The 13,942-nt window shown below is 64.7% G+C and carries 12 protein-coding genes; 4 read left to right on the top strand and 8 right to left on the bottom strand.

Features of this window, described 5'->3' with window-relative positions; translation table 11 throughout:
* Window positions 1–22 precede the first annotated feature (22 nt).
* The 8 genes from K1X80_RS03915 to cbiE all read right to left on the bottom strand — a co-directional run bounded on the left by K1X80_RS03915 (window position 23) and on the right by cbiE (window position 9,481).
* Window positions 23–2,131, bottom strand: a complete 2,109-nt coding sequence (locus K1X80_RS03915; protein WP_057958195.1) for a TonB-dependent siderophore receptor — start codon at window positions 2,129–2,131, stop codon at window positions 23–25.
* Between the two features lie 153 nt (window positions 2,132–2,284).
* Window positions 2,285–3,667 carry a PepSY domain-containing protein gene (locus tag K1X80_RS03920; protein ID WP_170060001.1) on the bottom strand — a complete coding sequence of 461 codons (1,383 nt, stop codon included), beginning with the start codon at window positions 3,665–3,667 and terminating at the stop codon, window positions 2,285–2,287.
* A 94-nt stretch (window positions 3,668–3,761) separates the two neighbouring features.
* Window positions 3,762–5,837: a TonB-dependent copper receptor gene (locus tag K1X80_RS03925; RefSeq protein WP_057958197.1), complete on the bottom strand. Its 2,076-nt coding sequence runs from the start codon at window positions 5,835–5,837 to the stop codon at window positions 3,762–3,764.
* A gap of 93 nt (window positions 5,838–5,930) precedes the next feature.
* Complete coding sequence (locus K1X80_RS03930) at window positions 5,931–6,353, bottom strand: DUF2946 domain-containing protein (protein ID WP_220172671.1); 423 nt, start codon at window positions 6,351–6,353, stop codon at window positions 5,931–5,933.
* 19 nt (window positions 6,354–6,372) lie between these two features.
* Window positions 6,373–6,855, bottom strand: coding sequence for a copper chaperone PCu(A)C (locus K1X80_RS03935; RefSeq protein ID WP_115127288.1), 483 nt, complete (start codon window positions 6,853–6,855; stop codon window positions 6,373–6,375).
* Between the two features lie 45 nt (window positions 6,856–6,900).
* Window positions 6,901–7,296: a DUF2946 domain-containing protein gene (locus K1X80_RS03940; protein ID WP_200656727.1), complete on the bottom strand. Its 396-nt coding sequence runs from the start codon at window positions 7,294–7,296 to the stop codon at window positions 6,901–6,903.
* A gap of 272 nt (window positions 7,297–7,568) precedes the next feature.
* Window positions 7,569–8,279: a cobalt-precorrin-6A reductase gene (locus K1X80_RS03945; protein WP_169989292.1), complete on the bottom strand. Its 711-nt coding sequence runs from the start codon at window positions 8,277–8,279 to the stop codon at window positions 7,569–7,571.
* Window positions 8,276–9,481: a precorrin-6y C5,15-methyltransferase (decarboxylating) subunit CbiE gene (gene cbiE, locus K1X80_RS03950; protein WP_198799457.1), complete on the bottom strand. Its 1,206-nt coding sequence runs from the start codon at window positions 9,479–9,481 to the stop codon at window positions 8,276–8,278. The genes K1X80_RS03945 and cbiE overlap by 4 nt, the downstream gene beginning before the upstream one ends.
* 111 nt (window positions 9,482–9,592) lie before the next feature.
* On the opposite strand from cbiE, the gene cobG reads away from it, so the two are divergent.
* The 4 genes from cobG to cobJ are packed head-to-tail and all read left to right on the top strand — an operon-like array spanning window position 9,593 to window position 13,878.
* Entirely contained in the window at window positions 9,593–10,891 is a 1,299-nt protein-coding gene (gene cobG / locus K1X80_RS03955) for a precorrin-3B synthase (protein ID WP_198792000.1), read from the top strand.
* Entirely contained in the window at window positions 10,884–11,510 is a 627-nt protein-coding gene (locus K1X80_RS03960) for a precorrin-8X methylmutase (protein WP_057437540.1), read from the top strand. Before cobG ends, K1X80_RS03960 begins: the two co-directional genes overlap by 8 nt.
* On the top strand, window positions 11,507–12,241 hold the full coding sequence (locus K1X80_RS03965; RefSeq protein WP_370694595.1) for a precorrin-2 C(20)-methyltransferase: 735 nt from the start codon (window positions 11,507–11,509) through the stop codon (window positions 12,239–12,241). The genes K1X80_RS03960 and K1X80_RS03965 overlap by 4 nt, the downstream gene beginning before the upstream one ends.
* Entirely contained in the window at window positions 12,241–13,878 is a 1,638-nt protein-coding gene (gene cobJ, locus K1X80_RS03970) for a precorrin-3B C(17)-methyltransferase (RefSeq protein ID WP_220172672.1), read from the top strand. Before K1X80_RS03965 ends, cobJ begins: the two co-directional genes overlap by 1 nt.
* Window positions 13,879–13,942 lie beyond the last annotated feature (64 nt).

Genomic DNA, 13,942 nt, shown 5'->3' on the forward strand with positions numbered 1-13,942 from the left:
AAACAGCGATCCGGGGTGGGGGTCAGAAGGTGTAGTCCGCCGTCACGAAGAACGAGCGCGGCTCCCCCAGAATCCATTGCTGGCCGTCATTGTATTGGCTTACGGCATAGGTGCGGTCGAACAGGTTATTCAATTGCAGGCCCAATGTCGTGTTGCGCAGGGCTTTCCACGAAACAGTGGCGTCGACCACGGTGTAGCTGGGCAGCTCATTGCGGTTGGCCATGTCGGCGTAACGCGCATCCACATAACGCACGCCGGCCCCGGCACGGATGTCGTCGGTCACGGCCTTGCTGAGCCACAGGTTGGCGGTGCGGCGCGGCACGTCCACCGGGCGATTGCCGTCGCGCGAAACCTGCACGCCGCCGACGTCCTGCTGGAAGTCGTCGTACTGCGCCCGCACGATGGCCGCATTGGCCTGCAGTTGCCAGGCGTGGGGCAGTTGCAGGTCGAGGCTGGCCTCCAGGCCGTCGGAGGATTGCTGGCCCACCTGCTGTTTGAACTGCGGGTTGCCCGGTACATCGGTCAGCAGTTTCTTTTTGACGATATGGTAGGCCGCCAGGGTCCACTCGCCGCGCTGGTCCCAGAAGGCTTGCTTGATGCCGATTTCCGTCTGTTTGGCGGTGGACAGGTCGAACGCCTGTTGGCTTGAACTCAGGGAGATCAGGCCGCCGACCCCATCGGTGCTGGTGGCGTACTGGCCGTAGACCGAGGTGTCCGGGGTGAGGGTAAACACCAGGCCGGCCTTCCAGTTGTTGCCGGTGAGGGTCTTGTCGTTGCGTTCACCGCTGCGCAGTTCATCGCGGTCCAGGTGCACGTAGTCGCGACGGATGCCGGTGATCAGCGAGAGCCGGTCAGTCAGTTGCAGGCGGTTTTCCGCAAAGCCCGCGAACTGCTTGGTGGTGGTGGCGAACAGCGGCAGGAACGGGGTGGCACTTTCAAACGGTGCCTGGGCCGGGTGTTTCAGGTCAATGGGCTGGCCGTCGGTCACTGCATCCGTAAACGGATAGTTGCTGGCCAGGCGGAAGCGGATGCGGTTGTATTCCACGCCGGTCACGGTCTGGCTGTCGAGGCCAAACAGGGTGTGTTTGAAGGTAAAGGTCTGGCGGTCGCCGACCTGTTCCTGGTTGTGCTTGATGCCGTAGAAGCCGCTGCGGGTCAGTTGCCCGGCACTGAAATTGTAGTTCTCGGCGTTCTGCCAGCGGCGCTGGGCCTTGAGGTAGTACAGCTCGTTGCGCGCGCTGACGCTGTCGTTGATCTGCCACTCGCTGCTCAGGCGGGTCCACTGGTCGTTGTAATGCTGGGTGTCGTTGCTGACGTTGTAGTTCTTGTCACGCAGGCCCTTGTGCAAGTGGCCGTTGAGCAGTGGTGTGCCGAAGTAGTTCTGCGGGCGCTGGTCGCCGTAGTCGTGGGCCAGGGTGAAGCTCAGGTTGTCGGCAGCCTGCCAGCGCAGGGCGCCGCTGGCAAAATCGCTGGCCGAGTCGCCACGGTCGATAAAACCATGGCTGCGCAGGCGATTGAGGTTCAGGCGATAGCTCAGGGTGTCGGTCAGCGAGCCGCCACTGTCCAGGGCCTGTTGCTGGCGATCATAGGAACCGTAGCCGAGACGGATGTGGTTTTCGATCTCGCCCTCAAAGGGCTTTTTCGCGACGGTATTGACCACCGCGCCGGTGGCACCTTCGCCATACAGCACCGATGCCGGGCCGCGCAGCACGTCCACGCGCTCGACGGCCCAGGTGTCGACCGGAAAGGTCGAGGTGCCCATGCCGTTGTAGAGGCGGTTGCCGTCATACAGTTGCATCACTGAGCCCTGGCCGGCAAAACCCCGAGCCTGCAGCGAGGTACCGCCGTCGCCCGGGGTGCCGGTGCGGCTGATGCCGGTGGCGCGGGAGATGGCGTCCTGCACACTGGCATCAGCGCGTTCACGGATCTGCTCGCCGGTCTGGCTTTCGACACTGCCGGGGGTTTGCAGGGCACTGAGGCCCAGGCGCGAACCGGCGGTGGTCGGGGTGTTGAGGTCGACCGGTGCGCTGTCCACCGCCGGGGCGGTCACGGGGCTGACGGGCAGGGTCAGTGCCTGGGCACTGTTGTGCAAGGCAAGCAGGCACAGGCCGCTGGCAAGGTACTTGTTCATCGGGCGGCAGATCGCTTCTTCGAGACGGTACTCGCCGCTGGGCGCGGCGAGTGGGGACAGTGCAATAAGTGTTATAAGTTAACACTTCTTACGTGGAGGATGAAAGCCCGCGTAAGACTACATAACGCCTCTATGTAGGGCATCTCGCCTACCTCATGCAGAAGATGAGGCCGATTCACGTTGCTTGAACAGGCGTGACAAGACCAGCCGATCCAATACCCAGACCACGATCAGCGAGGCGCCGACCAGCGGGAAAACAATCGCCAGGGCGAGCATGATCACCATCGCGGTTTTCCACTTCGGCAGGTCATGGCGCAACGGCGGAACCCCCAGGCCACCCTGTGGCCGGCGCTTCCACCAGATCACCAGGCCGCTGACCGAACTCAGCAGAATCATCAGGCACACCAGCAGCACAATGATCTGGTTGACCACGCCGAACATCTTGCCCTCGTGCAGCATCACCCCGGACTCGGTGACCCGCGCTACGGTGTTGTAGTGCTCCCAGCGCACATCGGCCAGGACCTTGCCGGTGTATTGGTCGACATGCAGGGTCGCATCATTGCGCGGGTCGTTGGCGAACACCGCGAGGGTGAACACGCCCGTGGCTGTGGTCGGGAACGTGATGCTGTAGCCCGGCTCGACCTGGCGTGCGGTGGCCAGGTCCACCAGCTGCTGCAGGCTGATTGTCGGGGCGGCAGGACCGTGGTGCATGCCGCCGTGCTGCATGTGCTCGGCATGCTCGCCGGACATCGGCATGGGGGTGTTTTCCATGGCCCAGGGCACGGTCTGTTGCGTGGCGGTATTGAGGCTGCGGGCTTGCTGGTCGGATTGCGGCACGTCGTTCCACATGGCGGCCGGGAAGCGGTTCCAAAGGTCGGCGTATTGCTTGCCCCAGAAGCCGGTCCAGGTCAGGCCGCTGAGGATCATCAGCAGCAGGAACGCCGCGCCCCAAAACCCGGTGACCGCGTGCAGGTCGCGCCAGAACAGGCGCCCGCGACTGCCCAGGCGTGGCCACAGGATCCCGGCGGCCGATCGGCCGCGCGGCCACCACAGGTACAGGCCGGACACCACCAGCATCACACCCCAGCCCGCCGCGAGTTCGATCAGGCGGTCGCCAGTGGTGCCGATCATCAACTCGCCATGCAGGGCACGCACGATGGCTTGCAGGTTGTAGGTCGCGTCCTGCTCCCCGAGCACGTTGCCGCGATAGGGGTCGACGAACACCGTCAGTTCGTGGCCGGCGTTGTGCAGGACAAATTGCGCGCTGCTGCTGGCGTCCACAGGTGGCAGGTATTTGCTGAGGGTGGCTTGGGGGTAGGCGGCCTTGGCGCGCTGCAATTGCTCGTCGGCGCTGAGGACATGCGCGGCGGGCTCGACCTTGAGCAGGTCGCCATACATCAACGGGTCCAGCTGGGGTTTGAACAGGTAGATGATGCCGGTCACTGCCAGCAACACCATGAAGGGCGCGACAAACAGCCCGGCGTAGAAATGCCAGCGCCAGGCCAGGTTGTAGAAGGAAATCTTTGGCGGGTTCATCAGGGTGCTCCGCAAGGTTTTTTATTTATAGGTAGGTCTGGAGGTACGGGCCTGTGTAGGAGCGAGCAAGCTCGCTCCTACACAAAGCCACCTGTTAGAAGCTCATATCCACCTTGGTCCAGAGCGTGCGCCCTGGTTCATTGATGGCTTGCGGGTCGTTGGCCGGGTAGCCGAAGCCAGCGTTGCCGGCCAGGTTCAAGTGTTCGGCATAGGCCTTGCCAAACAGGTTGTCGACGCCGGTGCTGACCTTGAAGTTCTTGTTGATGCGGTACGCCGCATTGAGGGAGAACACGCCAAAGCCACCGCTCTTGGCGAAGTCCTTGCCGACCACGTTGCCCTTGTTCTGGTCGATGCGGTTTTGTGCCGCCACCACGCGCCACAAGGCGCCGGCGCTCCAGTCGTCTTCGCTGTAGGTCAGGCCGAAGCGCGCGTCCAATGGCGGCATTTGTGGCAGGGCCTTGCCGTCACTGCTGTTTTTGCCCCAGGCGTAGGCCAGGGTGGCATCGGCTTTCCAATTGGCCGTCAGCTTGTAGGCTGCGCCCAATTCACCGCCCATGATCCGCGCGTCGATGTTCTGCGCCTGGGAGGTCATGCCCATCATCCCCGGGGTGTAGTTGAACAGGATGTAGTCGCGCACCTGGCCGACATACCCGGAGGCCCAGGCTTCCAAGTCAGCGGTTTTGTATTGCAGGCCGAAGTCCAGTTGGGTGGTTTTCTCTGGTTTGACTGCATCAAAGGCATTCAGCGAACCCGCTGGGCCTTTGCCGGGGGAGAACAGCTCCCAGTAGTCCGGGAAGCGTTCGGCGTGGCCGAGGCCGGCGTAGAGGGTCGTCGGGCTGTCGGCCAAGTCATGTTCATAACGTACGAAACCGGACGGCAGAGTGTCGGCGCGGGTATCGCCAGCGGTCGGGTTGGCGCGGCTCATCATGCCGCTGCCGGTGCGCTGGCGGTAATCCTTGGCCGAGGCGCGATCCAGGCGGGCGCCAGTGATCAGCCGGTCATTGTCGGCGGCGTACCAGGTCAACTCGCCAAACACCCCGTAGTTATGGAAGTCGGCGTCCTTGTTGCGCGGCAGGTTCTTGTAGGTGTCGACCCCGGCGCTGCTGCGCTGGCGATGTTCGTTGGTCTGTGCGTCGATACCGCTGATCAGTTGCACATCGGCCCAGCGCCAGGTGGCCTTGATCCGCGCGCCGAGGGTACGGCGGTCGACGTTGGAAGCCATGGGCCCGGCCATCATCCCGGTGCCCGACGGCGTGCGCAGGCTGTAGTTGTCCATCACGTGGTCGGCGTAGTTGTAGTAGACCTGTGCTTCGACCTTGTCCAGCACCTCGCCGATGTTGGATTTCTCGAAACGCAGGCCGAGGCTTTCGCGCAGGAACTGCGAGCCGTCCATGCCGCGCCCGGCGTAACGCGCTTCGCCATCGCCACGGCCGGCGGTGAGCTCCAGCAGGGTGTCGGCGTCCGGGGTCCAGCCGAGGGCGACGTCGCCGTTCCATTTGTCGTAGCGCGAGGCGACGGTGTCGTTGTTGCCGTCCTTGTAATCGTCGGAGTGAGCCTGGTTGCCGATCACGCGAATGTAGCCCAGTGAACCGCCGGCGGCGGCATCCACGACTTTGTCGAAGCGACCGTTGGAGCCGGCGAGGATGCTCGCATTGACTCGGGTGCCCAACTCGCCGAACTGCTCCGGCTCACGGTCGAACAGCACCGTACCGGCCGAGGCGCCCGGGCCCCAGAGCACGGTTTGCGGGCCTTTGATCACGGTCAGCTTGTCGTAGGTTTCCGGCGAGATATAGGAGGTGGGTGCGTCCATGCGGCCAGGGCAGGCGCCGAGCATCATGCTGCCGTTGGTGAGGATATTCAGGCGCGAGCCGAACATGCCGCGCAGCACCGGGTCGCCATTGGTGCCGCCATTGCGCACCAGGGCAAAGCCGGGGATGGTCTTGAGGTAGTCACCGCCATCACTGGCCGGCACTGGCTGGCGCGGGTCCTTGGGGTTGGTGACGATGGTCAGGGGGGAGCTGGGGGCGACGCCGGTAATCACTGTCGGGCTCAGCTCATTGTGGTGCTCGGCGTGTTCGTCGGCATACGCCTGTGGCGCCAACAGTGCGCCGCACAAAACGGCGAGCACAGGGGTACGTCCCATACGGGTGTCAGCAGGAAACCTGGACATAAAAATTCCATCAATCAGTCGTAAACAACACGGCCAGCAGCCTGCGGCTGTCTGTGTGAAGGCGGCCGTGCGAAGTTGTGTGTTATTGGCGGTCTACGACTGGCTGGGCGGGGCGCGGCTGCGGGCGCCGGGGAAAATGCTCTGCCGGGCATGGCCCAGGCGCGGTGTGGGGATCAGGCCAGTGGCCGGCGGCGGGCTGCCGAGGGCCACGAATGACACGCTGCCAGGCAGGGCCGGGCAACTGAACAACAGGCTGCAATAGCCGCATTTCTCCCACATCACGTGGTCGGCGGCGGGGGCCTTGGTGTGCTCGGCCGGGTGCTGGGGCGCGGCATGGCAGGTGTCGTCCATGGACATCTGCATCGACATGCCGGCGTGATGATCCATCGGCATCGCTTGGGAAATCAGCGGTCCGATAAAGATCATCAGCATGGCGAACAGGCTGATCCAACTGCCGCCCGCCAACCTCAAAGGCTGGCGGCGGCGCGTGGTCGACCTGTTGGCGCGAGCACCCATGGGGAGCGGCCTGGGCTGGTTAATGGGCGTGCTTGTGCCCGTGCTCGGCCATCGGCGGTACTTTTTGCACCGAGACTTGCACTTTTACCGGCCCGGCCTTTTCGAAGTTCAAGGTCAGCGGGAAGTGCTGGCCGTCGCGCAACTGGCTGCGATCTTTAAGATCCAGGAGCATCACGTGATAGGCCATCGGCGCAAAGGTCAGCTCGCCCTTGGACGGCACGGCCACGCTGGGCACCTGCTGCATCTTCATCAGGTCACCGTGCATCACATGCTCATGCAGCTCGGCCTTGGCCGCCACTGGCGTGTCGACACTGAGCAAGCGGTCCGGGGCTTCACCCTGGTTATGGATCACAAAGTAGGCGGCTACCGTCGGCGCATTGGGCGGCAATTCCTGTGACCAGGGGTCGCTCACCAGCAGGTCGCCGGCCTTGTAGTCATCGGCATTGGCGGCACTGAACGCAGGCAGCAGCAAGGCCGCCAGAAGCAGGGAAGATTTGAGCATGGCAGTTCTCCAGAACGATTCAAACGCAGTTCAATTGCGAAGTGATCAAACGGTAGGAGAGGCGCGGGGGTTGAGGCTCGGCCATTGCTGGCGCGGAGCCGGGGCTTGCAGGGCAGGCGATGGCAGGCCAGGCGCCGGGTCGATTCGTGTGAGATACAACTGCGGCACATGCCCCGGCAGCGCCACCAACGGCGCCGAGCCCGAACAGCACCAGCAATGCTGCATGCTGGAATGTTCGTCCTGCTGCGGCGCCGGTATATCCAGCGTGCCCAGGGACATCGCCACCAGCTTGCTGCCATTGGACGAACAGAAACTGCCCCACAGCAATTGCTCGGCAGGGCTTTTACCCTGTTGCATTGCCCCGGCCAATGGCATGGCAAACGCATTGAACAGCACTGCAAGGCAGGCGATCCAGGCAAATGCAAAGCGTTGACGGGCCATGGCGGACAATCCGTAGGGTTAAGCGATCAAGTGGGTATTTAGCCTGATCGGGGGGCATAAGTAAAAGTTGCTGGTGTGGTTTGGTGTCGCAGTGATGTCAGTGGCTGTGCTTATCATGATAGACGCGAACGCAGGATTACCAATCGCGAAAACACCGCAGTCCTAAATGTGGGAGCGGGCTTGCCCGCGATTGGGGTATGTCAGGATCAAATATGCTGACTGATACACCGCTATCGCGGGCAAGCCCGCTCCCACATTTGAGCCGTGTTGTTCTATAAAGCCTGCAGTATCGAGTCGACCGTCAAAAACTCCCGATCCACCCCCGCCAACACCGGCCGCTGCAAAACCACCACCGGTATGCCGCGCTCGCGGGCCACTTCCAGCTTGGGTTCGGTGGCGCTGCTGCCGCTGTTCTTGCTGATCAGCACATCAATCCGCCGTCGTTCGAACAACGCCCGTTCATCCTCGATCAAAAACGGCCCACGGGCGCCGATTACTTCGCAGCGTTCGTTGCCGGGGTAGACGTCCAGGGCGCGCAAGGTCCAGAACTGCCCGGCGGGGATTTCATCGAGGTGTTGCAGCGGTTCGCGGCCGAGGGTGAACAGTGGGCGCTGGAAGGGTTTCAACGCCTCGATCAGCCCGGCCCAGTCACTGACTTCACGCCAGTCATCACCCGGTTGTGGCTGCCAGGCGGGACGGCGCAGGGCCCAGCAGGGGATCGTGCACAAGCGCGCGGCCTGGGCGGCGTTGGCGCTGATTTGTGCGGCGTAGGGATGGCTGGCGTCCAGCAGCAGGTCGATGCCCTGTTCGCGAATAAACTGCGCCAGCCCTGCGGCGCCGCCGTAACCACCGACGCGCACCTGGCACCTCAGGTCAGTGGGCACCCGGCCAATCCCGGCCAGGCTGTAGATATGCTGGGGCCCCAGGGTGCGGGCGATGGCCAGGGCTTCCGTCACGCCGCCCAGCAGCAGGATGCGCTTCATAGCGGCTTGAGCACTTCAAGCAAGGTGATGGGCAGCGCCTGGCGCCAGGTATCGAAGTCGCCCAGGGGCTGGGCCTGGGCCACGTGGATGCGGGTCAACTCGCCGCCGTGTTGCGCGCGCCAGGCCATCAGGGTCATTTCGCTTTGCAGGGTCACGGCATTGGCCACCAGCCGCCCACCGGGGCGCAGGTGTTGCCAGCAGGTGTCGAGCACGCCGTCGCGGGTCACGCCGCCGCCGATGAAAATCGCATCAGGCGCTTCCAGCCCTGCCAGAGCCTGGGGCGCGCTGCCGCGAATCAATTGCAGGCCAGGCACGCCGAGGGCATCGCGGTTATGTTCGATCAGTTGCTGGCGGCCAGCGTCGGCTTCAATCGCCAGGGCGCGGCAACTGGGATGGGCGCGCATCCACTCGATGCCGATGGAGCCGCTGCCGGCGCCGACGTCCCACAGCAATTCGCCAGGGGTGGGGGCGAGGCGCGCGAGGGTCATCGCCCGCACATCGCGCTTGGTCAGTTGGCCGTCATGCTTGAACGCTGAGTCCGGCAGGCCGGCCAGGCGCGACAGGCGTGGGGTATTGGCGTCGGCGAGGCAGTCGATGGCGACCAGGTTCAGCGCGGCAATGGCTGGGTCTTGCCAGCTTTCGGCGTGGCCATCGATACGCCGTTCGGCCGCGCCACCGAGGTGTTCAAACACACTCAGGCGGCTCGGGCCAAACCCGCTGGCGCGCAGCAACGCGGCGATGGCCGTCGAGCTCTGGCCGTCGTTGCTCAACACCAGCAAGCGCACGCCGCTGGCCAGATGAGCATTGAGCGCGACCACCGGGCGGGCGACCACCGACAGTGTCACCACGTCCTGCAACGGCCAGCCCAGGCGCGCCGCCGCCAGTGACACCGACGAAGGCGCCGGCAGGATCAACAGCTCATCCGCCGCCACCTGCCGCGCCAGGCTGGCGCCGACGCCGTAGAACATCGGGTCGCCGCTGGCCAGTACGCACACCGGTTCAAAGCGCCGTGCCAGCAGCGGCTCCAGGGAAAACGGGCTGGGCCACAGCTCGCGTTCGCCGCGGATGCACACCGGCAGCAAATCCAGCTGGCGCTGGCCGCCGATGATACGAGAGGCGCGCAACAGAGCATGCCGGGCATTCCTGCCCAGGCCCTTGAAGCCATCTTCACCAATGCCTACTACTGTCAGCCAGGGCGACATATTGATTCCTTGAACGACATCCGACGGGCAGGCTTTTCATGCTGCCGGACAAAGCAGGCATAATACCGCGCCTTTACCCGTGAACCGGTAGCCCCCGTGAAGCCACTTCCTCTGTCCGCCAGCAAACGTCCCTCGGGTTGTCCGGGGTTGCTGCGTATTGTCCAGGCATTGGATGGCGGGATTTGCCGGATCAAACTGGCCGGTGGGGTCATCACCGCCGCGCAGGCGCTGGCCGTGGCACACGCCGCGCAAACCTACGCCGGCGGAGTGATCGAGGCGACCAACCGCGCCAACCTGCAGATCCGCGGCATTGGCCTGGAGCACGAGGGTTTGATCGCGCACCTGCTGGCCGCAGGCCTGGGCCCGACCACCGCTGCGGGCGACGATGTGCGCAATGTGATGCTCAGCCCCGGCGCGGGCATCGACCGCGACATGCTGCTGGACACCCGGCCCCTGGCGGAGCAGATCCTCGCCACCCTGCAAACCCATCCACGGTTCCATGAGTTGTCGGCCAAGTTCGCCGTGCAACTGGATGGCGGCGAAGCCCTGGCGATGCTCGAACATCATCATGACCTGTGGTTATCGGCTTACCCCACGCAGGGCCAGACCTTGTTGGCATTCGGCCTGGCCGGTTGCCCGGGGCATGACAGGCCGCTGGGCGCCGTACCCCTGGAGCAAGGCCATGAGTTGGTCGTGGCGGTGTTGGAACTGTTTCTTGAGCTGGCCCGACCCGACCAGAACCGCATGCGCGACCTGCTGACACACACGTCTGTGGATAACTTCGTTAGGCGCTTGCGCCTGCCGGTACTGCCCGCCGATGGCTATCGTCGCCGCGCCAACCCGAGCAGTTTGCGCCTTGGCACTTATCCACAGCGCCAACCGCAGCAGGTCTATGTGGCGGCGGTCACGCCATTAGGACGCCTGGACTCGAGCATGCTGCGTGGCGCCGCGCAACTGGCCCTCGAGCAGGGCGACGGCACATTGCGTTTCACCCCGTGGCAAGGCCTGCTGCTGCCCAACCTGGCGCCGGACGCCGCCGTGCGCGTGACGACGGGCCTGGCGCAATTGGGCTTCCTCTGTTCCGCCGACCAGGCCCTGGCGCGGCTGATTGCCTGCACCGGTTCCAGCGGCTGCGCCAAGGCCCTGGCCGACACCAAGGCCGACGCCCTGCACCTGGCCACGCTGCTCCAGGACCATGGCCTTGATGTGCACCTGTCTGGCTGCCCACGCACCTGCGCTGCGGCACACATTGCCCCGATTACCCTGCTGGCAGTGGGCACCGGGCACTACGACCTCTATTTTCGCGATGCAGGCCAGCCGGGTTTCGGCCGCCTGCACGCGCACAACCTTTCTATTGAAGCGGCGGGCGCCGTGTTGCGTGCCCGTCCACGGAGCAACACCGATGATTGATTACATCCGCGACGGTCAGGAGATCTATCGCAACTCCTTTGCGATCATTCGCGCAGAGGCCAAGCTGGATCGCATCCCGGCCGACCTGGAAAAACTCGCCGTGCGGGTGATTCACGCCTGCGGCATGGTCGAGGCTATCGACGGTTTGCAGTTTTCTGAAGGCGCGGGCAAAGCCGGCCGTGAGGCCCTGGCCGCCGGTGCGCCGATCCTGTGCGATGCGCGGATGGTCTCCGAAGGCGTGACCCGTGCGCGCCTGCCTGCCAATAACCCAGTGATCTGCACCTTGCGTGACGATAGCGTGCCGGAGCTGGCGCGGGAGCTGGGTAACACCCGTTCCGCTGCCGCCCTGGAACTGTGGCGCCCGCACCTGGCAGGCAGTGTGGTGGTGATCGGCAACGCGCCGACTGCTTTGTTCTATCTGTTGGAAATGCTCGACGCCGGCGCCCCCAAGCCGGCGCTGATCCTCGGTTTCCCGGTGGGTTTTGTCGGCGCCGCCGAGTCCAAGGCGATGCTCGCCGCAGACAGCCGTGGCGTGCCGTTTGTGATCATGCAAGGCCGCCTGGGCGGCAGTGCGATGGCCGCCGCAGCGGTCAACGCCCTGGCTACGGAGGTCGAATGATGCAGGCACGTGGACGTTTGATTGGCCTGGGCGTCGGCCCCGGCGACCCGGAACTGATTACCCTCAAGGCCCTGCGCCTGCTGCGCGAATCGCCGGTGGTGGCGTACTTCGTCGCCAAGGGCAAAAAGGGCAATGCGTTCGGCATTATCGAAGAACACCTGGTGCCCCAGCAGACGCTGATGCCGCTGGTGTACCCGGTGACCACCGAAGCCTTGCCGGCGCCGCTGTCCTATGAACAGGTGATCAGCGATTTCTACGACGCGGCCAGTGTTGATGTGGCCGCGCATCTGGATGCCGGGCGCGATGTGGCGGTGATCTGCGAAGGCGACCCGTTCTTCTACGGCTCCTACATGTACCTGCATGACCGCCTCGCCGAGCGCTATGACGCCCAAGTCATCCCCGGCGTGTGCTCGATGCTCGGCGGTGCCTCGGTGCTGGGTGCGCCGTTGGTGTATCGCAACCAGAGCCTGTCGGTATTGTCCGGGGTGCTGCCCCACGACGAACTCAAGCGCCGCCTGGCGGATGCCGATGCGGCGGTGATCATGAAGCTGGGACGCAACTTCACCAAGGTGCGCCAGGTGCTGGAGGAGCTGGGGCTGGCCGGGCGTGCGCTGTATGTGGAGCGCGCCACCATGGCCAACCAGAAAATCGTCGCGCTGGATCAGGTGGAGCCCATGTCTTCGCCATATTTCTCGTTGATCATCGTGCCGGGCGAAAGGTGGCAAGGGTGATGATGCCGGCGATCGTCATTCTCGGCCAGGGCAGCCTCGCCACCGCGCGCAGCATCCAGCAGGTGTACCCCGGCGCCTTGATCCACGGCCTGGCCGGCCGGGTGGAGGGCGCCGACCAGACCTACAGCGAATTTGGCGCGACCGTGCGCCAGTTGTATCAACAGGGCACGCCGATCATTGCCCTGTGCGCGGCCGGGATTGTGATTCGCACCTTGGCGGCGCTGTTGCTGGAGAAAGGCGAAGAACCGGCGGTGCTGGCCGTCGCTGAAGACGGCAGCGCGGTGGTACCGTTGCTCGGCGGCCTGGGCGGGGTGAATATCATGGCGCGGGAAATCGCGGCGGCCCTGGGGGTGGCGGCTGCGATTACCACCAGTGGTGAACTGCGCTTTGGCACCTGCCTGCTCAACCCGCCCCAGGGTTATCAGTTGGCGGACCTTGAGCTGGGCAAGCGTTTTGTCTCGGACTTGCTGGCCGGCGAACAGGTGCGCATTGAAGGCGCTGCGCCATGGCTGGAGCAGGCCAACCTGCCGCAGGACCAGCAGGCGCGCCTGAGCATTCATATCGGCAGTGCCGAGCGCGTGCCGGCGGCCAATGAGCTGCTGATCTATCCGAAAAACACTTGGGTCACCTGCCGCCCCGGCGTCGGCTTGGCCGCGCGGGTGCGCCAGGCGTTGCAGCAGGACGGCATCGCCGTGCAGTCCCTGGCGTGCCTGCTGGCCGATGACGCCGACATGGCCAGTGGCGAACTGCATGAGGCGGCGCTGGAACTGGGCGTGCCGCTGCGCTTTACGGCGCTGGCGGCAGGCCCCGATATCGTCATCCACTCGGCCGCCGGGCCCGTGGACCTGGCGCAACTGGGTCGCCCCCGTGGCCGTCTCGCCGTGATCGGCCTGGGCCCCGGCGCAGCCGAGTTGATGGTGCCGGCGGTCAAGGCTGAACTGGCGCGCTGCAGCGATGTGCTGGGCTATGAAACCTATGTGCGCATGGCCGGGCCGTTTCGCGCCGACCAGGTGCAGCACTGCACCGATAACCGCGAAGAGATGCAGCGGGCACGGCATGCTTTCGAGCTGGCGGCCCAGGGGCGTTCGGTGGTGGTGGTGTCTTCCGGCGACCCAGGGGTGTTCGCCATGGCTGCGGCGGTGCTGGAGGCGTTGCACGAATCCAGCGACCCGGCCTGGCAGCGGGTCGAGCTGGAGATTTTGCCGGGGGTCTCGGCGTCCCTCGCCACCGCGGCCCAGGCGGGTGCGCCGTTGGGCCATGACTTCTGCGTGATGTCGCTGTCGGACAACCTCAAGCCTTGGTCCATCATCGAGAAACGCCTGGACCTGGCCTGCCAGGCCGACCTGGCTTTGGCGTTCTACAACCCCATCTCCCGTTCGCGCCCCTGGCAACTGGGGCGTGCCCTGGAAATCGTCGCCCAGCACCGCCTCGCCGCCACGCCTGTAGTGCTGGGGCGCGATATCGGGCGCCCCGGGCAAACGCTGCGCACCACCACCCTGGGCCAATTGACCCCGGACCAGGTGGACATGCGCACCATGGTGCTGATTGGTTCGTCCACCACCTGCGCGTTCCCTCGGATGGGCGGTGGTGAGTGGGTGTACACGCCACGCTGGTATGGCGAGAAACCGGCCTCCTGAAACGGCAGCGGCCCCGCAATGGGGCCGCTGATCTGTCAGAAAAGGCTAATCATTGATGACAGAA

It is taken from the genome of Pseudomonas sp. So3.2b, assembly GCF_019464415.1.
GTDB classification, from domain to species: Bacteria; Pseudomonadota; Gammaproteobacteria; order Pseudomonadales; family Pseudomonadaceae; genus Aquipseudomonas; species Aquipseudomonas shahriarae.